At 69.0% G+C, this 24,158-nt stretch carries 16 protein-coding genes; all 16 read right to left on the minus strand.

From position 1 onward, the window contains the following. Positions 1-359, minus strand: a 359-nt coding sequence (locus AC07Y4_RS27340) for a glycine-rich domain-containing protein (RefSeq protein ID WP_495275389.1), incomplete at its 3' end; no start/stop codon positions are given. Positions 360-370: 11 nt separating this feature from the next. Then, positions 371-7,969, minus strand: a complete 7,599-nt coding sequence (locus AC07Y4_RS27345; RefSeq protein WP_487850043.1) for an OmpA family protein — start codon at positions 7,967-7,969, stop codon at positions 371-373. A 177-nt stretch (positions 7,970-8,146) separates the two neighbouring features. Beyond that, positions 8,147-11,074 (minus strand): beta strand repeat-containing protein, encoded by a 2,928-nt coding sequence (locus AC07Y4_RS27350; protein WP_495275390.1) that lies wholly within the window; start codon positions 11,072-11,074, stop codon positions 8,147-8,149. A gap of 181 nt (positions 11,075-11,255) precedes the next feature. Then, positions 11,256-11,846: a hypothetical protein gene (locus tag AC07Y4_RS27355; protein WP_487850042.1), complete on the minus strand. Its 591-nt coding sequence runs from the start codon at positions 11,844-11,846 to the stop codon at positions 11,256-11,258. Positions 11,847-12,753: 907 nt separating this feature from the next. Next, positions 12,754-13,467, minus strand: coding sequence for a response regulator transcription factor (locus AC07Y4_RS27360; RefSeq protein WP_487863367.1), 714 nt, complete (start codon positions 13,465-13,467; stop codon positions 12,754-12,756). Between the two features lie 239 nt (positions 13,468-13,706). Beyond that, positions 13,707-13,937: a hypothetical protein gene (locus tag AC07Y4_RS27365; protein ID WP_487850040.1), complete on the minus strand. Its 231-nt coding sequence runs from the start codon at positions 13,935-13,937 to the stop codon at positions 13,707-13,709. Positions 13,938-14,009: 72 nt separating this feature from the next. Next, positions 14,010-14,873 (minus strand): intradiol ring-cleavage dioxygenase, encoded by an 864-nt coding sequence (locus AC07Y4_RS27370; RefSeq protein WP_487850039.1) that lies wholly within the window; start codon positions 14,871-14,873, stop codon positions 14,010-14,012. Continuing rightward, positions 14,857-15,894: a branched-chain amino acid ABC transporter permease gene (locus AC07Y4_RS27375; protein WP_487850038.1), complete on the minus strand. Its 1,038-nt coding sequence runs from the start codon at positions 15,892-15,894 to the stop codon at positions 14,857-14,859. Before AC07Y4_RS27375 ends, AC07Y4_RS27370 begins: the two co-directional genes overlap by 17 nt. 5 nt (positions 15,895-15,899) lie before the next feature. After that, on the minus strand, positions 15,900-16,823 hold the full coding sequence (locus AC07Y4_RS27380; RefSeq protein ID WP_487850037.1) for a Bug family tripartite tricarboxylate transporter substrate binding protein: 924 nt from the start codon (positions 16,821-16,823) through the stop codon (positions 15,900-15,902). Between the two features lie 49 nt (positions 16,824-16,872). Beyond that, the gene (locus AC07Y4_RS27385) at positions 16,873-18,468 is read right to left on the minus strand and encodes a sulfatase-like hydrolase/transferase (RefSeq protein WP_487850036.1); all 1,596 of its coding nucleotides are present in this window, start codon (positions 18,466-18,468) and stop codon (positions 16,873-16,875) included. Positions 18,469-18,477: 9 nt separating this feature from the next. Beyond that, positions 18,478-19,338 carry a branched-chain amino acid ABC transporter permease gene (locus tag AC07Y4_RS27390; protein ID WP_159277679.1) on the minus strand — a complete coding sequence of 287 codons (861 nt, stop codon included), beginning with the start codon at positions 19,336-19,338 and terminating at the stop codon, positions 18,478-18,480. After that, complete coding sequence (locus tag AC07Y4_RS27395; RefSeq protein ID WP_487850035.1) at positions 19,331-20,047, minus strand: ABC transporter ATP-binding protein; 717 nt, start codon at positions 20,045-20,047, stop codon at positions 19,331-19,333. The genes AC07Y4_RS27390 and AC07Y4_RS27395 overlap by 8 nt, the downstream gene beginning before the upstream one ends. Further along, positions 20,044-20,763 carry an ABC transporter ATP-binding protein gene (locus AC07Y4_RS27400; protein ID WP_062479592.1) on the minus strand — a complete coding sequence of 240 codons (720 nt, stop codon included), beginning with the start codon at positions 20,761-20,763 and terminating at the stop codon, positions 20,044-20,046. Before AC07Y4_RS27400 ends, AC07Y4_RS27395 begins: the two co-directional genes overlap by 4 nt. A gap of 12 nt (positions 20,764-20,775) precedes the next feature. Next, the gene (locus AC07Y4_RS27405) at positions 20,776-22,029 is read right to left on the minus strand and encodes an ABC transporter substrate-binding protein (RefSeq protein WP_495275391.1); all 1,254 of its coding nucleotides are present in this window, start codon (positions 22,027-22,029) and stop codon (positions 20,776-20,778) included. 46 nt (positions 22,030-22,075) lie between these two features. Continuing rightward, complete coding sequence (locus tag AC07Y4_RS27410; protein ID WP_487850033.1) at positions 22,076-23,143, minus strand: maleylacetate reductase; 1,068 nt, start codon at positions 23,141-23,143, stop codon at positions 22,076-22,078. A gap of 20 nt (positions 23,144-23,163) precedes the next feature. Beyond that, on the minus strand, positions 23,164-24,138 hold the full coding sequence (locus tag AC07Y4_RS27415) for a tripartite tricarboxylate transporter substrate binding protein (RefSeq protein WP_487850032.1): 975 nt from the start codon (positions 24,136-24,138) through the stop codon (positions 23,164-23,166). Between the last annotated feature and the right edge of the window lie 20 nt (positions 24,139-24,158).

Consider the following 24,158-nt stretch of genomic DNA (forward strand, 5'->3'; position numbering starts at 1 on the left):
CCCTGCCCCACCGTCACCGCCATGGCGGTGCCGGGCGTGACCGACACGGTGCCATCGGCGAAGCCGCCGGCGCCCCCGTTGGCCGAGTTGCCGCCGGCCGCCGTGGACCCGCCGCCGCCGGCGCCCCACATCGTGACGCGCACCGACGACACGCCCGCAGGCACCGTGAAGGTCTGCGCCGAGCCCGAATGGGTGAAGGTCACGCAGCTGTTGTAGCCCGACTGCGGCGTGCACGCAGCGGTTGCAGCCTGCGCACCTGGCATGGCGAACAGCCACAAGGCCGTCGCGGCAAGCACGCCCTTCAACACCCCGCCGAGCCGCGCCATCCCGCCCGCTTCGTTTCTCGTTCTGCTTTGCATCATGGTCTCGTTCAGCGGGTTTCTTGCGCGGCCGCGGCGATCACGACCCAGCGGCTCTTGGCGCTGCTGTCATCGCCTGCGACAGGCTGCGTGTCTTCTTTGGTGTCGGTGCGCAGGCGCAGCACATCCACGCCGCGCCCGATCAGGTAGCTGCGCACGGCATTGGTCCGCTGCGCGACCAGCTGCATGCGATCGTCTGCGCTGCCTTGTGCGTCCGAGTGGCTGATGTGGATCACCACCTGCGCCTCGGTCGCCTTGATCTGCGCGGCCAGCGTGTTCAGCGTGTCGTGCGCCTGCGGCTTGATGAAGGACTTGGCGGGCTCGAACAGCGCCTCGGCCTGCAACACCGTGCGCATCGGCAGCGGAGCCACTTCGGGCGCATCCGCAGCCAGCTTCTCTGCCTTCTGCGCCTTCGCCACGCTCGTCTCCCCCGTCGACGCAAACCCCAGATGCGTCTCGTCGAACTTGAAGCGCAGCCGCACATAGGCGCCCTTGCTCGTGTACTCGTTGGCCGTCAGATCGCGGTCGTTCAACCCCACGAAGTTGTAGCCCGCCGACACCCACATGTTCTTCTGCACCTGGTAGCCCACCTCGACGCCGAAGGTCTTCTGCAGCGCGCCACCCTTGCCGTACAGCAGGCCGGCCTGCACGCCGAAGTCCCAGTCCTGGTTGATGTCCTGGGTGTAGCGCGCCTGCACCAGGTGCGCCCAGTACTTGCTGGCCAGCGTGCCGTCGTCGGCGCGGCTGAGCTTGAAGGCGTAGCGCGCCATCACCGCCTTGCCCGGCTCGGGGTTGTAGTTGACGTGCGCCGAGACGATGTCCGCGCTGGTCTTGCCCGGCAGGCTGGCGCCGTTGTCGGCGCCGAAGACACTGCTGCCCTGCAGCGCGCCGGCCGCATTGCCCGCGCCCACCACGCGCTCGGAGCGGCGCTCGTAGCGTGCCAGCGCGTTCCAGGTGTCGTCGTCCACGGGCCGGTAGGCAATGCCGATCTGGTGGCGCTGCAGGTGGCGCTCGTTGCCCGCGTTGGCGCCCTGGCCTTCGCTGTCGCTCACGATGCTGCGCGCCAGCAGGCTCCAGGACGGATCGAGCTTGAAGCCGAAGCCGGCGCTGAACAGGCGCGTGTTCGCGTCGTCGCCGCGACGGGCTTCGTACACGCCGCTGGCCTTGATCCGGTCGGTGATGTATTCGATGCCGCTGGTGATCGCGGTCGACTCGCCCAGCCCACCGGCATAGCCCGTGCCGGTGTTCTTGCTGTTGCTGTAGCCGCTCATGTCGCGCGTGTGCTCGATGCCCCCGGTCACACGGATCTGCTCGTTGACCTTGAAGGTGTTGCGCACCCCGATGGCCGCCTGCACGCCGCGCCCTTCGGCGCCGTCGGCGATGCGGTACTCGTTGTACACGCGACCGCCTTCCATGTAGTTGCTCTCGATGCCGACGATGCCGGTGTTGTTGCGCTGCGTGCTGTCCAGCTCGTAGGGGCCGTTGAGCGTGGAGATCAGCTCGTAGCGGCCGTACACGCGCGTCTTGTCGGTGATGGCGTAGTTGCCGCCGACGGCCAGCGCGTGGCGCTTGCCGTCCTTGAGGTCCTGCTCGCCTTCCACGAACACCTGCGCACCGGCCACGCCGGGCACCTCGGTCGACAGGCGCCCGCGCACCGTCGTCTGGCTCTGCGTGTCCACGCCCGCGGCGGCGGCGGCCGCGCCCAGCGTGGTCACGCTGTTGGCGCCGATGCTGCTGCCCATCTGGCCGTTGTAGGTGGAGATCTGGCCGTAGTCGAAGCCCGAGCTGGAGCCCAGCGCGTTGTTGCTCTGGCCGTGGCGCAGGCCCACCTCGGCGACGGTCTTGTCGCTGAGCTTCTTCTGCACGCTCACCGTGGCGCCCTTGCGCTCGTCGACCTGGGTCGCGTCCTTGCTGTAGAGCACCTCGCCGCGCACGGCCAGGGTCGGGTCGACGCGGTACTCGGCGCGCGCCGAGGCTTCGGTGTGGCCGGCCGAGAAGCTCGCGCCGGGGTTGTCGAAGCCCTTGCTGGTCTTGGCCGCCAGGGCCACCACGGCCAGCTTCTCGTCCTGGTAGCGCGCTTCCACGCGCGCGCCGTGGCCGTTGCCCTTGTCGTCGGAGTCGGTCTTGACCAGCTCGGCCGCCACGCTGGTGTTCTGGCCGATGCGCGCCACGCCCGTGAGCGCCTGCAGGTTGCGCTTGTTCTGCGGGTTCTGGTCGGTGGAAGCCACCACGCCCAGCTGCAGGTTCTCGCCGACCTTCACTTGCACGTCGGTACCGGCCACGGTGAACTTGGGGCCGCCGCTGTCCACTTCGTAGGTCACGCGGATCGACTGCGGGTTCAGGTTCGCGTCGATCGAAGCGATGGCGTGGGTGAACAGGATGCGGCGCGTGAGCGGCTCCACCGTGTAGTCCACGAAGCGCGCCACGGCCGTGCGCTGCAGCACGATGTTGGGCTGGTTGCGGTCGCGCACCACGATCTCGATCTGTTCGCTGTTGTCCACGAACTCGCCGTTGCTGGCGCTCAGGTAATACGGGCCCGAGGTGCCCAGCGCGCGGAACTCTTCCACCTGCTGCGTCTGCGCGGTGCGCGAGACATAGCTGGTGGCGCGCACGTTCTCGTCCTCGTACACGTGCTTCAGGCCCGTGAGCGAACGGTTGCTCTGGCTGAGGTTGCGCACCTCGGTGCTGCTGGCGGTGGTGAAGTCGCCGTACAGCAGGTAGGAGCGGTTCTTGTCGATGCGCACGTAGAGTTTTTGCGTGCTCTGGGCGTCGAAGCCCTTGACCGCGGAGTCGCCGTAGATCGGATAGAACTCGTCGGGGCGGATGTCGCGGAACAGGCGGTCCTTGCGCGTCTTGTCGGAGTCGTAGGCGGCCGTGAGCAGGTACTCGCCCTTGACGGTGCCCTTGAAGAAGAAGGCGGCGCGACCGCTGGCGCGGCTGTTGGTGCCTTCGTCCTTCAGGCCCGAGAGTTCCGCCTCGAAGGCGGCGCCGGCGGGCATCGCGCCGATGGGCAGCTTGCCGCGCTTGGTGAAGTCGAGCACGCCTTCGACGATGCCCACGCCGATCATGGGGCGCATCTCGGGCAGCAGCGCCAGGCGCACTTCCTTGACGAAGGTGCCGGCGCTCACGCGCAGGCGCGCATCGCCCGGTTCGCCCGGGGGCATCAGCTGGAACTCTGCGGCGCCGCCATCCATGAAGACCTGCGTGCCAGGTTCGGTCGGGTTCAAGTCTTCGGCGAGCCAGCGGCCGCGGTCGGTCTCCAGCGTGAGTTGCGTGCGGGCGGTCACGGGCACGCCGGCCGCGTCGATCAGGCGCACCTTGACGACGACGGGCGTGCGCAGGTCGGCGCGCGCCACCTCGGGCAGGTCGACCTCGATGGCGCCGAGCTTGTCGGGGGCGATGACGGTGATCTCGTCGGCACTGCCGCGCACGTTGCCGAAGCCGTCCACCGCTTCGAGCTTGAGGGTGTTGGTGCCGGGGCGCAGGGCCACGCCGATGTACTCCCAGGCGGCGATGTTCTTGGAGGCCAGCTGGGTCTTCTTGCCGACGCGGCGTTCTTCCAATGCACTGCCGTTGACGCTCAGGCGCAGGCTGGTGCCGGCCGTGCCCTTGACGCGCACGTTGATCGACTGGCCGGCGACGGTGTCGCGGTCCTTCAGGCCGATGAAGCCCAGCGTGTTGTTCTCCAGCTGGGGCAGCAGGGTCTCGAGTTCGATGGGACTCGGAACCGCCTGGGGCAGCAGCGGGTTGGCGCGCGGCTCGAGCATCGCGCCGCCGGTGCCGATGGGGCGCATGGCCTGCGCGCCGACACCGGTGGCTGAGCCACTGGTGGGCGACGACGGCAGGCCCGAGGTGGGCACGCCGTTCAGCGGCGAGAACAGGCTGCCGGTGGGGATCGCGGGCTGCACGCCCAGCGTGCCGCCCATGCTGCCGCCACCGCCGCTGACGAAGCTGCTGGCGTTGGCCGGGGCCACGGGCAGCGCGATCAGCGGCGCCGAGGTGGGTTGCACGGCGCCGGTGCTGCCGCTGGCCAGGGCCTGGCCGGTGGCCGGCAGGCCGCGCACGTCGCCCACGGGAACGACCTTGCCTTCGGGGTCCAGGCGCAGGCGCACTTGCGCTTCGGCCTCGGTGTCGGGGCGCGCGGCAATGGCGGCGCGGCGTGCGGCCACGTCGGCAATGACGCTCTTCTCGTCGCAGTTCGTGATGATGAAGTTGGCCTTGTGGAACTCGCCCTTCTTCAGATCGACGAAGCGGCTCTCGGGGGTGCCCGAGTTGCGGTTGTCGAGCACTTCGAGCTTGGCGCCCAGCGGCAGCGTGGTCTGGTCCAGGCGCAGCACGTGGGTCACAGGCTTGAGGCCGTACAGGCTCCACTTGCCTTCGATGTCGGTGACGACGTGGGTGCCGTCTTCCATGTACAGGCGCACGCCGGGCACGCCGATCTCGTCGGCGCCCTCTTGCCTACCATCCCGTTGGCCATCGCGCTTGCAATCGAGGTACACCTTGCCGAAGGCGAAGGCGTCGTCGGAGAACACGCCGCCCGTCACGCGCACGGTCCAGTTCGCCAGGTTCGACTGGATGGGGCCCGAGGTGGCGCGCGCGCGGTTGATGGCGTCGCCGTTGGTGGGCGCGCCCACGCCGATGCGCACGCGGTAGCGCACCATGGCCGACTGATCCGGCGCAATGACCAGCGTGGGGTAGTTGAAGATCAATCCCGGGCCGGCGCCGCCGGCGGGGTTGGGCACCACTTGCCCGTTCAGGCGCACGCTGTTGGCCACGTACGCGAAGCCCGGGGGCAGTGTGTCGTTGAAGGTGACGCCGGTGACGGGGAAGCCGGTCTTGTTGGTGACGGTGAGCGCGTAGTCGATGAAGTCGCCGAACTCGACCTGGCGCTTGCTGCCGTCCTTGCGCAGCACCAGGCCCAGGATGTTGCCCGGGTCGAGCGGGATGTGGTTGTGCACGGCATCGCACGGCGTGCCGTCGGGCTTGGCGCCGGCCTGCACCTGGAAGTAGTAGCTGGTCGGGTCGGCGTCCTTCGGGGGCACGGCGCTGGGCACGACGGCGCCGCAGCTGGTGAACGAGCCACCGGTCACGGGGATCAGTTGCGAGGGGTAGACGTAGCCACTGCCGGCCGGGGGCGTGACCGAGAGTGCGTACGTGCACAGGCCCGTCACGGGCGGCGTCTGCAGGTAGAACTGGTAGGCGCCATCGGCACCCGTGGTCATCGAGACGCTGCCGTTGGGGTTGAGCGTGTAGGTGCCCGAGTCGGCGCCGTAGATCTCGGCCGCGGTGATGGGGCCGGCCGTGCCGCTGCTGCACGACTGGCGCGTGTAGGTGACCAGCGCGCCGGCCACGGGTTGACGGGTCAGTGCGTTGTAGACCGTGCCCTGCGGATCGACCAGCAGCGACTGCACCGAGGTGGCGGTGGCCGCCAGCAGCATGGTGGGCGTGACGTTGACGGTGTTCTGCTCGAAGGCGGCGGCCCAGGCCTTGTTGGTGAGCGACACGCGCCCACCGATGGCCGATGCCTTCTCGGTGATGCGCACGCTCAGGCGGATCTGTTCGCTCTGGCCCGGGGCCAGCGCGCGGGCGCCGTCGGTCAGGCTCAGCGCCACTTCGGTGGGCAGCTGGAAGGGGTCGGCGCTGTCTTGCGTGGTGCGGTTGCAGGTGGCGCGGCCGGTGAAGCCGGTGGCGGCGTTGAGGTTGCCGTTGGCGGCCTTGGGCGGGCCCAGCAGTTCCCACGAGGCGACCTGACCGCTCGACTTGTCCATGTCGAAGGTGCAGTTCAGGTTGTCGATCACGCGCACGTTGGGCGCGGCGACGGCGCCGGTGTTGGTGACCTTGAAGGTGTAGTCCAGCTCGTAGACGCCGGGCGACACGCGCCGTGCGATGGAGGCCTGCTTGGTCAGCGTGAGCGTGGGCAGCTGCGTGGAGACGGGCGTGGGCGAGGTGTCGTTGTTGGGGTTGCCGTCGCCGTCGGCGTCGGGGTTGTCGCCGTTGACGGAGTCGTCCAGGGCCACCGCGGGGCCGCCGGCATTGAGGGCACCCGAGGCCTTGACGGTGTTCAGCAAGGTGCCGGTGCGGCCGGTGAAGTTGATGCGGGCATCGAACTGCACCGTCAGTTGTGCGCCCACGGGCAGCACCGCGCCGTCGGCCAGCAGGTTCGAGGCGGCGGCGGTGCCCTTGAAGGCGGGGTTGGGCGCGGCGACGGTGCCGCCGCTGGGTGCGGGCGCGATCACGATCGAGCCGGGCACGATGGTGTATTGATTCGCGCCGGGCACGGCGGCTGCGGTGTAGGTGCCGAACTGCGTGGCGCCTGCGCCTTCCATCACGTCGGCGGCCTGCACGCCGTACAGCCATGACGTGCCGTAGTTGCGCACGTTGACGCTGAAGCGCACGGTGGCGGTGCCGTCGGTCTTGCCGTCGGCGTTGCGGTTCACGCGCGGGGTGGATGCGGCCTTGGCCGCGCCGATGCGCGCCTGGGTGGAGCTGATGACGATGGTGTTCGAGGGCACGGTGGCCGGGCCCGTGCCGTCGTTGTACTGGCTGTGCGCGGTGTTGCGGATCTCGCCCACCTGGTCGGCGTTGACCTTGACGGCGAACTGCATCGCGATGGACACGTTGCGCGCCACGGGCGTGGAGATGCCGATGGCCACTTCGACGGCCGAGGCGTCTTCTGCGGTGCGATAGCTGAACGCCGGATCGTTGGCCAGGCGGTACAGCTTGACGGCGTTGGCGGCGGTGGTGCGCAGCGTGCCGGGCACGTACTGGGTGCCGGCGGGCACGGGGTCGCGCACGAGGACCAATGCAGAAGGAGCACCGTTGACCAGCAGCGGCGTGTTGGTGGGCGCGATGACGTTGGACGGCTGCGCGTCCTGCGCGCCGATGTTGGTGCCCGAGACCGAGAAGTCGATGCGCGTCTGGCCGGGGATGACGTTGCCGGGGTAGCTGGCCGACTTGACCAGCTGCAGCGCGGCGGCGTTGCCGACGGTGACGGTGTCGCGGTTGATCGCGGTGAGGCCTTGCAGCGCGGTGGTGGCCGTCAAACCGACGCAGGCCACGCCCGTCGCGGCCGTGGGGATCGTGCCCTGCACCAGCAGCGCGGCAGTCTCGCCGGGCTTCAAAGCAATGGCACCCGCCGCGTTGAGTTGCACCACCGGATCGGCCGGATCGACCACGCCGTTGTTGTTGCTGTCCCGCACCACGCGCAAGGCGGACAGATCGAGCGTGTCGGCCGCGCAGCCGCCGGCGTTGTTGGCCAGCGCCAGCGTGTAGGTGGAGGCGACGTTGCCGGTGTTGGTGAGCAGGTGGCTCAGCGTGACGATGCTCGCGGGCGGGCGCGACAGCGACTGGTCCTGCGTGAGCACCAGCGCTTCCACCGGCAGCACCGTGGCGATCACTTCGTTGGACGAGATGGTCTCGGTCTGCGCCAGGCCGTTGGGCACGTAGGTGCCCGTGGCGATGCTGCGGATCACGATGCCGGCGGGCGCCGGTGCGGCGTTCGCTTCCTGCACGGCGCCACCCAGCAGCAGCGCCGCGCCAGCAGCGAGCGCGGCAGCCCATCCGCGCCACGATGGCCGGTGTGTGCTCCTGGGATTGAAAGTGAACAGCATGCCGCGAACCCTTGATCGATCACCGCGTGGGGATCAGAAGAAACGAAAGAACTTTTTCGTTTGCGCCCTCGCCTCGGAAACGAGAGAAGGCGCAAAGGAAAACGCACAGGCCTGTGTGCCCTGTGCGAGGGAGCCGACGGGCTTGCACCCGTCGGCTCCGCTTCACTCAGGTGAAGCTCAGTTGTTGACCTTCACGGAGAACAGCAGCGTGGCGGTGCCGCCAGGTGCCACGGTGTTGCTTGCGCTGCCGCAGGCCACGGTGGTGGCGGTGCTGCTGTAGGCCAGGGCCGTGCCGGTCACGCCAATGGACGTGCACTGGTTGGCGGCCGGAGGCTGCGTCGCACCGGTGAAGGAGGTGTAGGCCGGCACCGCGTCGTTGATCGACATGTTGGTGACCGGTGCCGCGCCTTCGTTGGTGGCAACGACGCGGTACACGATGCACTCACCGGGCTTGGCGACCAGCGGAGCCGACGAGGACGGGACCTCGGTGCCATCGCAGTTCGTGTCCAGTGCCTGCGTCTTCACGAGGCGCATCTGGCCCGTGATGACCGTGGTCACGTCGGTGGCCGAGGGCGTGCCGCACGAGGTGGCGCCTGCCGGGAAGGTCACCGTGACGGTGGCCGTGTCCACGGCACCTGCCGAAGCGCCGCCCGGTGCGAACACCTTGACGAGCAGCTTCTGCGTGCCGTTGGCCGCCAGCGGGCCCGGGATCGTGCCGGTCACCAGCGTGTCGCCGCTGCCGATCTGGCCGTCGCCGTCCACGTCGATGTACAGCGCGGTGGTCCAGCCAGCCGTCACGTCTGCCGCCGGCAGCGTGGCCGACACGGTGTACGGGCCAGCGCAGCTTTGCGTGCCGGTGTTGGTCAGCGTGTGGGCGTACACGACCGAGCCGCCGGGGGCGATCTGGCCGTTGTTGTTCGGCGTCAGCGTCGCACCGTAGGTCACGGCCTGGGTCACGGTCACGGCATCGGTCTTCGTGTCGATCGCCACGGCGCCCGTCGACGTCACGATGGTGGAACGCACCTGGAAGTACACCAGCTGGCCGGTGACGGGCGTCTGCGAAGCAGGCGGCGTCACGCAGGCATCGACCGGCGTCTGCGCGTTGGCTGCAACCTCCACCGTGGTGATCGCCGCACCCGTGCAGGTGCCACCCGCCGCCACGAACTTGACGGTCCAGCCTGCGGGCAGGCTGCCCGGGAAGCTGTTGGTCTGGCTCGCCGCCAGGCTGTAGGTGTTGGCCACCGTGTCGTTGTTCTTGACGAACAGCGTGAAGATCGCGCCGGTGCCGGCAGCGGTCGTCTTCGTGGTGGTCGGCTGCGGGCTCGGGCCCGTGCCCACGTCGCCGTTGCCGGTGTTGCCTGCGGTGCCGTTACCGGTGGCCGTGTTGGTCAGGTCGACCAGCACGCCGATCATGGCGTTCAGGGTGTCGCGGGTGGATTCCGTCTTCGTGCTGTCGCCCGTCGAGGTACCCGTCACGATCGCACTGAACGGACCGGTGGGCAGCGTGCCGGGAGACGGTAGCGTGGCGGCGAGCACGAACTGCACGCTGCCGTTGGCCGCGACCGGACCGGTGTCGGGAATGCCGTCGCTGTTGTTGTCGATCAACGGCGTGACACCGTCGGCGGCAAAGAACTTGAAGGTCGTTCCGGCCGGGAAGGTGCCCAGGGCGGCCGTGAGGTTCACGACGTCCGTGGCATTGCCCGTGTTGAACACCGTCTGCGTGAACTTCACCGTGGCGCCCATGGCCGCGCTGGCGACAGTCGTCGTGTCGGCCGCGGTCGTGTTGGGGTTGCCCACCGCCGTGTCCAGCGAGGTGGTCGGGCTGCCGGAAGCAGAACCGAGCACGATGCCGAAGGTGCCGATGACGTTGTAGCTCGCGGGGTTGGTCGGCGAGCCCGTCGTGCCCGGGTTGTCCGACGTGACCGTCGTCGGCACAGTCACGGGGTTGTACTTGGCCGTGTTGGTCGTGGTCGACGTGCCGATGGCCGCCGTGTTGTTGACCATCACGACGAAGCTCACCGTCTGCGTGACGTTCGGCGGCAGCGAGGCCACCACGAAGGCCAGCGTGTTGCCGGTCGCGGTGAAGTCGATGGCGTTACCAGCCACATCACCCTGCGGTGCGTCCGTGAGCGCCGTGCCCGGTGCATTGCTCCAGACGGCCGAACCCGGCACGTACGTGAAGCCTGCGGGCAACGTGTCGGTCATGACGAACCGGCCAGCCGCACCACCCGTGTTGTTGAACTTCAACGTATAGGTGGTGTAGACGCAGCCTGCTGCGGGTGCGCCAGCTGCCGTGGTGGTAGCCGCGCAACCTGCGACCGAGCGCGGACCGCTCACCGATGCCGCGGGCCAGGTGCCGCCATTGGCCGACCAGGCGACCGACGGAACGCTCAGGCTCTTGGTGGCGTTGAAGGCCGCCTGATCCGTGAGGTTCACGTTGTCGACGTCGGCCGCTTGCGTGTTACCCGCCGCGTACAGCGCCGGCGTGCCTGCGGTGGCCGTGATGGTCGCGGCCACCGGCGAGGTGAACGTGCCGGACGAAGCGGTGCTCGGGATCGAGTACGCCACGACGAACGGGAACGTGCCGTTGCCACCCGCCACGGTCTGGGCCGGGACGTTACAGACCGCACCCGGAACCACCGAGCACAGCGCGGTCGTGCTGTCGGGCACGCCGTCGGCGTTCGCGTCGGCGAACACTTCGACCTTGGTGAAGCCGTTCGGGCTGGCCGGTGCGGCCACGCTCAGCGTGAACGTGTCGGTGCCGTTGCCGGTGTTGGTCAGCACGTGCGGCGCGTACACGGTCGTGCCCGCGGCGCCGGTCTTGGTGTTGACCACGTTGGTCGTCACGGTGGTGTAGGTGTCCAGGTTGAACGAGCCGACCTGCTGCACCGTCGTCTGCACGAGGTTGGAGGTGGCCAGCTGGCTGGCGCCGTTCGGGTCCAGGTAAGTGGCCGAAGCCTGGTTACCGATGATGGTGTTGGCGGGTGGAGCCGCAGCGAGTGCGCCGGAACTTCCAAAAAGGAAGCTCAGCGTCAGGGCTGCTGCGCCCGCCCAGAGCGCGCGCGGCGCGGGGCCGGTGCGACGGGCAGACAAGGTAGGGATCACTTGGGTTTCTCCTCGGGGGTTGGGGTCAAAAAAGGTCAAAAAAAGGACGAACTCACCCCGGCCGGGGATTTCCGCGAACGGAAACCGGCAATGGAAAAACCAACGGGGTTTTGGAAAGAAAGAGAGAAGCGGCCGTCAGAGCGGCTCAGTGCCGCCCACGACCGTCGTCAGCGCCGCGAACTCAGGGTGCGACGCGCGCGACCTTCTGCGGTTCGCCCGCAGCAGCCACCGGCGCGGGCGGCACCACCGTCTCGACCTTGGCGCGCGCGGTCACCGCGGCCGAGCCGTTGGCGGGCAGCTGGCCCAGCGTCCAGCGCAGCGAGCGGTACTCGTTGTAGGGAACCGGCTCCGACTTGCCGTTGACGACGCGCGCCAGCGGCTCGGCGGCAAAGGCGCCGTCCTTGGTCGCGGCCTTGACCAGCGTCGCGCCGGGCTTGGCGGTCTTGGGCAGGTACTCCAGGCCTTCGGGGATCGGCAGGTTGGCCACCAGGCCGGTGACGGCCTTGCCGGTGTGGTTGGTGTAGGTGGCCGTGTACTCGAGCACGTCGCCCGGCTTGACCGAATCGGCCGCCACCAACTGCTCCTTGCCCTGCGCGTCCTTGACCACCTTGGCCTGCGTCAGCACGACCGCGACGGTCTTCTTCTGCGCGGCCTCGGTGGGCGCGGGCGCGGCCTTCGTGCCCTGCGCGGCGGCCATGCCGCCCAGCCCCAGGGTCATGGCCACGCCGAGCCCCAAGCCGAGGCGAACGGTCAGCCGGACCACCGGCGACATGAATGAATTCACTTGAGACGAACTTCCGATAGACATAGACAACTCCTAAAAAACAACTTCAAAGCCAGACCGAGGCAACACGAAGATCAAACCGACTTGACCTGTGGCCTCGCGAATTGGCGTCGAAGCCATTTCCCAGCCACTTGCAGCACACCACTGACACACCGGCATCGGCGGCGACCGCCTCCGATGCCCACGCTCGGCCTCACGCAAGCACGCCCTTTTCGAGCCGCTTCCATGAGCCATTTACCACGTTCATATTATTTTCTGAATGTTTACAAAAACAATCGAACGTCCGCGATCCGCCACTTGCAATGGCCGAGGGTTCCGTGAAAATGTCACGAGAGGCCCTCCAAAGTTAACAACTGTGAATACAGATGTAATCTGGACGTCTGCTTAGATTGTGAATAAACCTGCAATTGGAGTGTGATCAATTTCACAAGCGGATCGCCTCCAAGTTGTTGATGTGTTTGAATAATTTCACTTCCACATCAACCCGCCGCCTCACGACCACCCAGTGTTTCAAGGGAGAAACGAGGCCCTTCGAGCGGCTTCGGACTGGCCCTCGGGGCCACTTCGAAACTAAATTTACAAATTCACAGACTGTGTAATCAGGCGCCGTGAATTTAAGTTCCTGCATGCGCGCCCTGTCCCCCAATGGTTTCAATCACGGGCTGCGTGAAATACGGGTTGATGGATTTTTCAAAATCCAATTCCATTCAAACAGGCACGGCTGCGCCATTGGCTTGAATTCAATTCAAGCCAATCCCAGCCGACTCACTTCGCCGGAATTCATTCGTTGGTCTGCCGACGCCCGGCCTCAATTCGGAGGCGAATGGGCGAACGTCTTTTTTCAAGGTGACCTTGCGTCACCCCTTCGGATGCCGCGGGCGCTGCCCGCGAAAACTCACTTGCCGTGCCGGTTGTGCGCGCGCTCCAGCGTGTAGCCCACGCCGTAGAGCGAGCGCACGCGGAATTCGCCCGCCACGATCGATGCCAGCTTCTTGCGCACGCGCGACACCAGCGCATCGAGCGACCGGCTGGCGCCCAGCTCCCCGTTGCATCGGGGCCCCTGGGGCAGTTGCTGCCGCGACACGGGCGTGTCGAGGTGGCGCACCAGCACCCGGGCGATCTCGAATTCGCTCGGCGTCATGATGGCTTCGCGGCTCGCGTACTCGACCGCGAGGCGGCTGCGCACGAGCTGGAAACCGTAGAGGCCGTGCGGCTTCGCGTTCCGGCGCAGCGATTTCCTGCCGCACAGCGTCGACACGCGCGCCACGACCTCTTCCACGTTCCAGGGGCTCACCAGGAAATCGTCGACGTCGAACACCGACACGCGGGGCGTTTCCAGCACGCCGCGCGACCGGGTCAGCACGACCACCGGCGCGGTGGCCGCACGGCTGGCGCCGATGCCGAACAGGATTTCCGGCAGCGCGCCCTCCATCGTCTCGCCCATCAGCAGGAAGAGCCCGACGCCGGGCATCGAGGCGGCCTCCAGCAGGTCTTCCTCGTTGACCACACACAAGGGGCTGAAGCCGGCGTCCTTCAACCGGCCTCGCAGCCAGTCGATCTCTTCGCCGGAGTCCGTCAGCACCACCACACGACCGTTTTTCTGTTCCACCCTGTCCACCATCGCTTCCCTTTTCATCGCTCCCCGCATGCCTCTCACAATGGAGTGGAATGTATTAACGTTTATGTACAGTCGATAGGGAAAAGTGCCGATATTGACCAACGGAAACAGGTAGCCCTGTTCTTTTGTCATCGTGTGCAAACAAACTCACACTAATGGGGCGTCACCCCCTCGACACGGGCGGATGGAATCCCGGATCAGCCTTCCATTCCGCGAAGGCCGATCGCTCATCAACCCCTCTGGGAAGTGGCCTCGGACGCAGGGGCCGCCTTGCGCGCGGACAGCCTTTCGAGCAGCCCGACGAGCCAGCACATCGGGCAGCCGCGCAGCAGCAGCAAGGCGCCGATGACGGCAGCCGGCGCGATCCAGGGATGCGCGGACGACAGCAGCACCGCCAGCGCGATGAGCGCCAGGGCGCCCGCGCCGCGAAGCAGATGCCAGGTGATGGAAACGGGACACATATGCAGGGCTCCTTGAAGAGGGACACCTGCAAGAGAGGCGGCGAAACGCCGAAACGGTTCGCGGCCCCCTCCTCACCCCCCGACCGGCTCGAGCACGAACGCGAAGTCCAGCGTGTGGAACGGCCCGTCCTGCACGCTGCCGTCGGGCGCGCGGCCCGGGGCATGTGCCGCGAAGTCGCCGATGAGCGAGCTGCGCACGCCGAACACCGCATCGCTGTCGAGGTACGGATCGCCTTCGCGGAAGACGTGCGTGATCAGCGTCTCGTAGCCCGGCGCCTGCACCATGAAGTGCACATGCGCGGGCCGCCACGGATGGCGCCGGGTCGCGCGCAGCATCGCGCCCACCGGCCCGTCGGTGGGAATCGGATAGGCCACCGGCGCCACGCCGCGAAACCACAGCCGGCCCTCGCCGTTGGTGCGGAAGATCGCCCGCCCCTGCAAGTGATCGCCGGGCCGCTGCACATCGTAGAAGCCTTCGGCGTCGGCCTCCCACACGTCGACCACCGCACCGGCCACGGGCTCGCCGTCGCGCCCGCGCACGGTGGCCTGCACGAACAGCGGCTCGCCCACGGCGCCCGCCGCGATGTCGCTGCCCAGCGGGAGCTGCGGCGCGCCGGCCACGTGGAAGGGGCCGAACACGGTGGCCTCGGTGGCCTGCGGGCTCTTGGCGTGGTTCATCGCCACGGTGAGCATCGACAGGCCCAGGGTGTCCGACAGCAGGATGAACTCCTGGCGCTGCGCGTCGCACTTCTGGCCCGTGGCGGTGAGGAAGTCGATGCCCGCGGCCCACTCGGCCTCGGTGAGCCTCACCTCGCGCGCGAAGTCGTGCAGGTGGCGCACCAGCGCCGACAGCACCTCCTTCAGCCGTGCGTCTTCGCAGCCGGCCATGCGCTCGAGCACGGCGGCGGTGATGGTGTGTTCATCGATGTTGCGCATGGGCGTCGGGCTCCGGGTGGGAAGAAGGCGCGTGCGGCGCCGCCAGGCGCCGCTGCGTCGGGAACAGGGACCAGGCCCAACGCTGCTGCGCCCAGCCCCACAGCCCCTGCTTGAAGAAGATCGTGGTCGCGATGGCCAGCAGCCCGAGGCCGAGCAGGTACCAGGTGCCGTAGTCGCTCAGGAACTTGTTCAGGGCCCAGAACACGAGCGCGCCCACCAGCGGCCCCTCGATGCGGCCGATGCCGCCGATCACGACCATGAAGATCGCGAAGGCGGTCCAGTTCGGCGCGAAGGCCGCGTCGGGGCTGATGCGCAGGTTGCCCACGAAGTACAGCGCGCCCGCCAGCCCGGCACCGAAGGCCGCCACCACGTACACCGCGAGCTTCATGCGCGCCACCGGGATGCCCTGCGATTCGGCGGCCATCTCGTTGTCGCGGATCGCCAGCAGCGCCAGCCCGAAGCGGCTGCGCAAGAACAGGTAGACCAGCGACACCGCCGCCACCACGCAGCCCAACGCCATCCAGTAGGTGACGCTCTCGCGCGTGGCGCGCTCGATGCCGCGCAGCGCCGTGAGCGTGGTGCCCGAGCCGCCGCCCACCGCCGACACGTTGGCGAAGCTGAGCCGGAACACCTCGGCGATCACCCAGGTGCCGATGGCGAAGTAGCCGCCCGACAGCCGGAAGGCGACGAAGGACACCGGCACCGCGATCAGCGCGGCGGCCAGTGCCCCGAGCGGAATCGCCACGAACGGATTCACGCCCGCGAAGTTGCCCAGCATCAGCATCACGTAGCCGCCGAAGCCGAAGAAGGCCTGCTGCCCGATGCTGACCATGCCGCCGTAGCCGGCCAGCAGGTTCCACATCATCGCGAAGATGAAGTAGCAGGCGATCTCGACGAACTCGCGCATCCAGCTGGGCTCGCCCCAGAAGGGCAGCGTGGCGGCCACTGCCACCAGCGCGGCGGCGGTCCAGCCCGCGCGGCGGCTGCTGCCGGTGTCGATGGTGACGACGACGGAAGCCATGGCGTTCAGTCCAGCTGCAGCTGCACGCGCGCGGCCACCTGGCCCCAGCGCTGGTGTTCGGCGCGCAGGCGGCGCGCCGCTTCTTCGGGCGTGTTGGCCACCACCTCGAGGTCCATGGTGGCCAGCCGCTCGCGCAGCTCGGGCGCGGCCAGCGGCATCGCCATCATCTCGGCGAAGCTGGCGTCGTAGCCCTGGATGCCCGCCTGCGCCACGGTCGGCACCGTGGGCTGGCTGCCCAGGCGCTTGCTGCCCGACACGGCGATGGCCACCAACTTGCCGTCGCGGATGATCGGACCGACCGTCGGCGAGGCCAGGAAGCCGCAAGGCACCATGCCGCCCATCACGTCCTGCATGGCCGGGCTCGGGCCGCGGTAGGGCACGTGCTGCATCTGCACGCCGGCGTCGGCCAGCAGCATCTCCATGGCCATGTGGCCGGGCACGCCGGGGCCGCCCGAGGCGTAGCTCATGGGCTTGGCCCGGGCCGCGGCCAGCAGCTCGGGCAGGGTCTTGATGCCGGCGCCGGGAAAGCACACCAGCTCCTGGCTGAACGCCGCGAGCTGGGTCACGGGCACCAGGTCTTCCATCGGGCGGATGGCGAGCTTGCGGTACAGGTGCGGGTTGATGGTCAGCATGGTGTCGGGCCCGACCAGCACCGTGTGGCCGTCGGTGGCGCGCGCCACCTCCTGCATGCCGATGTTGCCGCCCGCGCCCGGCTTGTTGTCGACCACCACGGGCTGGCCCAGCGCCTTCTGCAGGGCCGGCTGCATCAGCCGCGACACGATATCCCCCGGCGCACCGGCCGGGAAGGCCACCACCAGCCGCACGGGCTTGGTGGGCCAGGTGTCGGCGGCGTGGCTGGGCGCGGCGATGGTGGCGAGCACGGCGGCTGCCGCCATACAGGCCGCGAGAGGTCGGCGAAAAGCGTTCATGGGATGTCTCCTTTTTTTGAAATGGGGTGCGCGGACCGGCCGGCGTGGCCTACCAGGCGCCGATGAGGATGCCGGCCGCCAGCTCGCGTGCGTTCCAGCGCGCGATGTCCTCGGGCGCCACCGTGGGAAAGCGCCGCCGCTGGCGCAGCCAGTCGAACAGCAGGCCCAGCATCTGCTCGCGCACCGCGGCCAAGGCCGGATCGCGGCCCAGGTCGACCAGCTCGTCCGGGTCGGCCTGCATGTCGAACAGCTGCGGCGGCAGGTCCTCGAAGTGCACGAACTTCCAGCGGCGCGTGCGCAGCATCGTCATGTGGCAGCGCTCGACGGGCTGGGCCAGCGGCAGCCGCACCTCGTCGCGAAAGGCGAAGCTGTTCTCGCACACCACCAGGTCCTTGCCGGCCGCGCCGGCGTGGCCGTGCAGCAGCGGGCGCAGCGACCGGCCTTCGAGCCATTCGGCGGGCTGCGGCAGGCCCAGCGCGTCGAGCATCGTCGGCACGAGGTCGATGCACTCGACCAGCGCGTCGCTCACCGTGCCGCGGCGCGCGTCGGCCTCGGCGCGCGGGTCGACCACGATCAGCGGCACCTTCACGATCGGGTCGTGGAACAGCTCCTTCTCGCCCAGCCAGTGGTCGCCCAGGTAGTCGCCGTGGTCGCTGGTGAAGACCACCAGCGTGTCGCGGTCCAGCCCCTGTTCGGCCATGAAGGCGAAGAGCCGGCCGAGCTGGTCGTCGACCTGCTTCACGAGCCCCATGTAGGTCGGCACCACCATGTTGCGCACCTCGTCGCGGCTGAAGTTGCGGCTCACGGTCTCGCGCCGGAAGCCTTCGACCACCGGGTGGGCGTCGATGCGCTCGGCCTCGCTGCGCACCACCGGCCGCATGTCGTCGGGCCCGTACATCGCGTGGTACGGCGCGGGCGCCACGTAGGGCCAGTGCGGCTTGATGTACGACAGGTGCAGCACCCAGGGCGCGTCGCCGGCCTCGCGCATGAAATCGATCGCGCGGTCGGTCGTGTAGGGCGTCTCGCTGTGCGCGCCGGCGATGTGCGCGGGCCTGTCGGCCCAGCGCATCTGCCAGCCGCTCAGGATCTCGCCGTCGGGGCCGCGCCCCGAATTGGCGAAGTCGTGCCAGGGGTTGTCGGACTCGTAGCCTTGCGCGCGCAGCCAGTCGCAGTAGGCATTGCCCGTGACCTTGAAGCCCGGCGGCCAGATGCCGTCGTCGCGCGCATAGGGCTCGAAGCCGCCTTCCATCGCGAGCCGGCCCGCGCCCTGCGTCGGGTCGATGCCCAGGCGCCGCGCGCCCTCGGTGTCGGCCTCGACGTGCGTCTTGCCGACCAGCGCACAGCGCACGCCGTGCGGGCGCAGGTGGTCGCCCAGCGTCTTCTGCCCCACCGACAGCGGCACGAAGTTCCACATCGTCCCGTGGCTGCTGACATAGCGCCCGGTGTAGGTCGACATGCGCGAGGCGCCGCAGACCGCGCCCTGCGCATAGGCATGGCTGAAGCGCACGCCGCGCGCGGCCAGCGCGTCGATGTGCAGCGTCTGCAGGCGCGGGTGGCCGTAGCACGAGAGGTGGTCGGCGCGCAGCTGGTCGCACATGATGAACAGCACGTGCCTGAGCGGCGCGGGGGAGGTCTTGTCGGTCATGTCGGCAGGTCAGCGCGTCTTGGGGAACAGTCCCTGCGGCCGCAGCACCAGCACCGCGAGGAACACGAGATGGCCGAACCAGATGCCCCAGCCCGGGTCGATGCGAAAGCCGATCTGCTGCGCGATGCCAAGGATCATGGCGCCGGCCAGCGTGCCCCAGAACGAGCCCATGCCGCCGATGATCACGGCCTCGAAGGCGAACAGCAGCAGCAGCGGACCATCCGACGGCGACACCGTGGTGCGCATGCCCTGCAGCGCGCCGGCGATGGCGATCAGCACGAAGGCGATGCCCGTGGCCAGCGCGTAGACCTGCTTGGCCTTCAGCCCCATCAGCTCGGCGATCTCGCGGTCGTCGGACACCGCGCGGAAAGTGCGGCCCAGCGGCGTGCGCGTGAACATCCACTGCATCGCGCCCGTGGCCGCCACTGCGACCGCCAGGATCACCAGCGGCAGTGCCCCCAGCGCCAGCGTGTCGCCCAGCGGCACCGAGGCGGTGGCCAGCGCGCCGACCTCGATGGCGCGCGGGTCGGCCGAGAACAGCTCCAGCAGCAGGTTCTGGATCACGATCGACAGGCCGAAGGTCACGACCAGCGAGGGCAGCGGGTCCTTGCCCAGCGTGCCGTTGAGCACGTGGCGCTGCAGCAGGTAGCCGAAGCCGAAGGCCAGCGGCAACACCGCGAGCACCACCGCCCATGGCACAGATGCGCCGGTCATCGAGACGCCCGCGATCACCGCGAAGGCGCCCAGGATGATGAAGTCGCCCTGCGCGGTGTTGGTCAGCCGCATGACGCCGAACATCAGCGACTGGCCGAGCGCGAACAGCGTGTAGAGGCCGCCGAGCAGCACGCCCTGGAGCAGGGTTTCAAGCATGGGAGTCCTCGATGCCGAAGTAAGCCTGCGAGATCTGCTCGGGCGTGAGTTCGTCCGAGCGCCCCGTGAGCGACACGCGCCCGTCCTGGAAGCAGTACACGCGCTGCGACACCTGCCGCGCCATGCGCACGTCCTGCTCCACGATCACGACCGTCATGCCCTCCCCCGTGATGGCCGGCATGGCCGCGTAGATCTCGCGGATGACGACCGGCGCCAGGCCGAGCGAGAGCTCGTCGCACAGCAGCACCTCGGGGTTGCTCATGAGCGCGCGGCCCAGCGCCACCATCTGCTGCTGCCCGCCCGACAGCGAGGTGGCGGGCTGGCGCCGCTTCTCGGCCAGGATCGGGAACAGGCCGTACAGGCGCTGCAGGTTCCACGGCCCCGCGCGGCGCGGCGTGGCGCCCATCAGCAGGTTCTCTTCCACGCTCAGGCTCGGGAACAGGCGCCGGCCTTCCGGCACCATCGCCAGGCCGCGCCGCACGATCTCGCCGGGCGGCAGCCCGCCGATGGGCTCGCCCTTGAAGCGGATCGCTTCGGACGGCGCGCGCAGCAGCCCCGTGAGGCTTTTCAGAAAGGTCGACTTGCCCGCGCCGTTGGCGCCGATGATCGCCACCAGCTCGCCCGCCGACAGCGTGAAGTCGATGCCGAACAGCGCCTGCGCATCGCCGTAGAAGGCCTGCAGGCCGTGGGTGTCGAGCAGCGCGCTCATGCCTCGATCCCCATGTACACGCGCCGCACCTCGGGGTCGTTCATCACCGCACGCGGCGCGCCTTCCGCCAGCTGCTGCCCGAAGTTGATGACGAACAGCCGGTCGGCCAGCGACAGCAGCGCATGCACGACGTGCTCGATCCAGATCATGGTCACGCCGCGCGCCTTGATGCGTTTCAGTTCCGCCACCAGCACGGCCGCCTCGGGCTCGGTGAGCCCGCCCGCGATCTCGTCGAGCAGCAGCAGGCGCGGCTTGGTCGCGAGCGCGCGCGCCAGCTCCAGCCGCTTGCGGTCGAGCAGCGTGAGCCCGCCGGCCGGCTTGTTGGCGTGCGGCGCCAGACCGGTCTGGGCCAGCACCTCGTGCGCCGTCTCCCAGGCCTCGCGCTCGGCCTGCTGGCCGCCGAAGCAGGCGGCGGTGACGAGGTTCTCGAACACGCTCATGTGGCCGAAGGGCTGCGGCACCTGGTAGCTGCGGCCGATGCCGGCGCGGCAGCGCTGGTGCGGGCGCAGCCGCGTCACGTCGCGGCCCGCGTACTCCACGCGGCCGGCATCGACGCGCGCGTCGCCCGAGATCAGGTTGAACAGCGTGGTCTTGCCCGCGCCGTTGGGCCCGAGGATGCCCAGCGTCTCGCCCTCGGCCACCGCCAGCGTGATGCCGTCGGTGACCTTGAGCGCCCCGTAGGACTTGCTCACGCCGTGCAAGGCCAGCAGCGTCATGGCAGCCGTCACTCAGAGCAGGCGCAGCGCGCCGCCGGTGGGAATGGCCTTCGCGGCCTCGTTGTTCACCAGCGTCAGCTCCACCTTGCGCTGCTTGCCCTTGCCCCACTGGCCGAGCACCAGCGGTGTCTTGCTGACGTTCTTGAACGGGCCCTGCCCGCCCCACTTCACGGGGCCGACCACGGAGTTGATCGAGGTCGCGGCCACGGCGTCACGCACGTCGCCCGACTTCAGCGACTTGGCACGCGACAGCGCGTTCGCCGCCACCTCGAACAGCGCATGCGCAAAGCCGATGGGCTGCGTCCACTGCTTCTTCGTGCCGGCCTCGTAGGCCTCGGCCAGCGCCTTGGCGCTTTGCTGCGTGAGGCTGGAGCTGAACGGATGCGACGGGCTCCACCACACCTCGGTCGAGAGACCGTCGCCCAGTTCGCCCAGTGCCTCGATGGCGCCCGGGAACAGCAGCGCCTTGCCCAGCGTGATCACCTTGGGCTTGAATCCCTGCTGCCGCGCCTGCGTGAGGAAGGTCTTGGCGTCGGGCGGGATCACCACGCCGGTGACGATCTCGACGTTGTCGCGCTTGAAGGCCGCGATCTGCGCGCTGAAGTCCTGCGTGCCGTTCTGGAAGCGGCCGGGGTCGGTGAGCGTGAAGCCCATCTGTGCGAGAGGCTTCGGAAAGCCCAGCTCCTTGTCGCCCCAGGCGTTGCCGTCGCCGTCGTTGGGGAACAGGCCGCCGACCTTCTTGTTGGTGGCCACGGTCTTCCAGCCGGCGGTGAAGGTGGCGATGACGTCCTCGAGCCCCCAGAACACGTGGTAGGTCCAGTTGAAGCCCTTCGCGGGATCGCCCTTGCGGCCGAAGAACCACGGCTGCCACGGCACCACGCTGGAAATGCACGGCACCTCGTTGAGTTCGCAGGCATCGCTCACCGGGTTGGCGGTCTCGGGCGTGCCGGCCGTGAGCACCAGCGCGACCTTGTCCTTCAGGATCAGGTCGTTCGCCACCTCGCCCGCGCGGTTGGGGTTCGACTGGCTGTCCTTCAGCACGATCTGCACGGCGTACTTCTTGCCGCCGACGGAGATGCCGTCCTTGAAGGCGACCTTCATCTGCTCGATCACCCATTTGTCGGCCTCGCCGAAGGGCGCGAGCGGCCCGGTCTGCGGCGACACGTAGCCGATCTTGAGCGTGTCGGCGGCGAACACCAGCGGTGTCGCGCCCGAGGCCACGAGTGCAGCGGTGGCCTGCGTGAACTGTCTGCGGTTGAATGTCATGGCTGTCTCCTTCGTTGTTCGTGTGTGTCCGTGCCCGCGCCGTGGGCTAGCCCGGCGGCTCGCCATCGAAGGCGCGCTGCAGCAGCGCGCGGATCGCGTCGCGCTCGGCCGGGCCGAAAGGCCGTGGGTTCCAGTAAGGGTTGGCGACGGCGATGTCGGCCGCGCGATCGAGGTCGGCGGCGCGCATGCCGATGTCCTTCAGCGCCACCGGCGCGCCGTTGTCGCGTGCCAGCGCATAGACCGCCGCCGGTGCCGACACGCCGCCGAGCGCGCGCGCGATGCGCGCCATGGCACGCGGCGCGGCCTGCGCGTTGAACGCGAGCGCATGCGGCAGCACCACCGTGTGCACCTCGGCATGCGGCAGGTTGAAGCTGCCGCCGAGCGTGTGGCACAGCTTGTGGTGCAAGGCCATGCCCACCGCGCCGAGCACGCCGCCGCAGAGCCAAGCGCCGTAGAGCGCGTCGGAGCGCGCCGCCAGGTCGTCGGGCTGAATGCGGATGGCGGGCAGTGCGCGGGCGAGTGCGCCGATGCCCTCCTCGGCCATCAGGTCCATCACCGGGTTGCTGTCCTGCGCGTACAGGCCCTCGGCCGCGTGCGCGATGGCGTTGATGCCGCTCGTCACGCTCAGGCCCACGGGCAGCGTGCGCGACAGCTCGGGGTCGTAGATCACGGTGCGCGGCAGCACGCGCGGGTCCTTGCCGGTCCGCTTCAGGCCGTTCTCGGTGAGGCCGTAGATCGGCGTCATCTCGCTGCCCGCGTAGGTGGTGGGAATGGCGACGATCGGCAGCCCGGACTCAAGCGCGATGGCCTTGCCCAGCCCCGTGGTGGAGCCGCCGCCCAGCGCCACGGCGCAGTCGACGCCGAGCTGGCGCGCCAGGTCACGCGCCTCGCGCGCCGTCTCGACGGGCACGTGCATCACGGCGCGGTCGAACAGGCCGGCCGCCTGCGCACCGAGCGACGCCGCCACGCGCTCGGCCTGCGGGCGCCGCTCGGGCGTGCAGAGCACCAGCGCCCGCTTCGCGCCCAGCGCATCGATCTCGCGCGCCAGGTGGCGCAGCGAACCGGCGCCGAAGACCACGCGCTGCGGATGGGTGGTGTGGATGAAGTCGTGCATGGCGTGCTTTCGCTTTCCGGCTACTCGAGGCTCAGGCGGCGCTCGCGCACCAGCCGGGTCCACTTGTCCTGCTCGGTGCGCAGCACGGCGGCGAACTGCTCGGGCGTGTTGGCGATGCCCGTCAGGCCCTGTTCGCGCAGCCGCTGCTGGAAGGCGGGTTCGGTCACGATCTTGCGCACCTCGGCCTGCAGCCGGTCGACCACGGCGCGCGGCGTGCCGGCCGGGGCCAGCAGGCCGACCCAGGAGTTCACCTCGAAGCCGGGGTAGCCGCTCTCGGCCACGGTCGGTACGTCGGCATAGGCGGGCACGCGCTGCGCGCCGGTCTGGGCTAGGGCGCGCAGCCGGCCCGCGTTGACATGCGGCTGGGCCAGCACGGCGGAGAGGAACATCATCTCGACCTGTCCGCCCAGCAGGTCCTGCTGGGCCGGGCCACCGCCGCGGTAGGGAATGTGCGTGACGAAGGTGCCGCTCACGGCCTTGAAGTACTCGGCCGTGAGGTGGTTGCTCGAGCCCGGTCCGACGCTGGCGTAGTTGAGGCGCCCCGGCTGCGCCTTGAGCTGGCCGACGAAGCGCACGAAGTCCTTGGCCTCGACCTTCGGATTGACCACCAGCACCAGCGGGTTGCTCGCCACCTGCGTCACGGGCTGCAGGTCTTTCACGATGTCGAAGCTCAGCTTGGGATAGACCAGCGGATAGGTCGCGTAGCTGTCGAACACCATCAGCAGCGTGTGACCGTCGGGCGCCGCGCGGGCCACCTCGGCCCCTGCCAGCGTGCCGCCGGCGCCGCTGCGGTTGTCGACGATCACCGTCTGCCCGAGCGCGGCCTGCAGGCGCGGCTGCAACTGGCGCGCGACGGTATCGACGATGCCGCCCGGCGGAAAGCCGACGACCAGCCGCACGGGCTTGGAAGGCCAGGCCGGCGTCTGGGCCTGGGCGGCCATTCCCCACAGCAGGGTGCAGGCGACCAAGGCCCGGGAGAGGATCGAAAAGGACATCGTGTGCGCCCGTTGATTGA

The organism is Variovorax sp. GW460-12-1-14-LB1 (assembly GCF_059423605.1).

What these genes read in the sequence shown, in the direction of transcription:
- AC07Y4_RS27345 (WP_487850043.1), bottom strand. Translation starts at nt 7,969, where the DNA reads ATGCTGTTCACTTTCAATCCCAGGAGCACACACCGGCCATCGTGGCGC.
- AC07Y4_RS27355 (WP_487850042.1), bottom strand. Translation starts at nt 11,846, where the DNA reads ATGTCGCCGGTGGTCCGGCTGACCGTTCGCCTCGGCTTGGGGCTCGGC.
- AC07Y4_RS27365 (WP_487850040.1), bottom strand. Translation starts at nt 13,937, where the DNA reads ATGTGTCCCGTTTCCATCACCTGGCATCTGCTTCGCGGCGCGGGCGCC.
- AC07Y4_RS27370 (WP_487850039.1), bottom strand. Translation starts at nt 14,873, where the DNA reads ATGCGCAACATCGATGAACACACCATCACCGCCGCCGTGCTCGAGCGC.
- AC07Y4_RS27375 (WP_487850038.1), bottom strand. Translation starts at nt 15,894, where the DNA reads ATGGCTTCCGTCGTCGTCACCATCGACACCGGCAGCAGCCGCCGCGCG.
- AC07Y4_RS27380 (WP_487850037.1), bottom strand. Translation starts at nt 16,823, where the DNA reads ATGAACGCTTTTCGCCGACCTCTCGCGGCCTGTATGGCGGCAGCCGCC.
- AC07Y4_RS27385 (WP_487850036.1), bottom strand. Translation starts at nt 18,468, where the DNA reads ATGACCGACAAGACCTCCCCCGCGCCGCTCAGGCACGTGCTGTTCATC.
- AC07Y4_RS27390 (WP_159277679.1), bottom strand. Translation starts at nt 19,338, where the DNA reads ATGCTTGAAACCCTGCTCCAGGGCGTGCTGCTCGGCGGCCTCTACACG.
- AC07Y4_RS27395 (WP_487850035.1), bottom strand. Translation starts at nt 20,047, where the DNA reads ATGAGCGCGCTGCTCGACACCCACGGCCTGCAGGCCTTCTACGGCGAT.
- AC07Y4_RS27400 (WP_062479592.1), bottom strand. Translation starts at nt 20,763, where the DNA reads ATGACGCTGCTGGCCTTGCACGGCGTGAGCAAGTCCTACGGGGCGCTC.
- AC07Y4_RS27405 (WP_495275391.1), bottom strand. Translation starts at nt 22,029, where the DNA reads ATGACATTCAACCGCAGACAGTTCACGCAGGCCACCGCTGCACTCGTG.
- AC07Y4_RS27410 (WP_487850033.1), bottom strand. Translation starts at nt 23,143, where the DNA reads ATGCACGACTTCATCCACACCACCCATCCGCAGCGCGTGGTCTTCGGC.
- AC07Y4_RS27415 (WP_487850032.1), bottom strand. Translation starts at nt 24,138, where the DNA reads ATGTCCTTTTCGATCCTCTCCCGGGCCTTGGTCGCCTGCACCCTGCTG.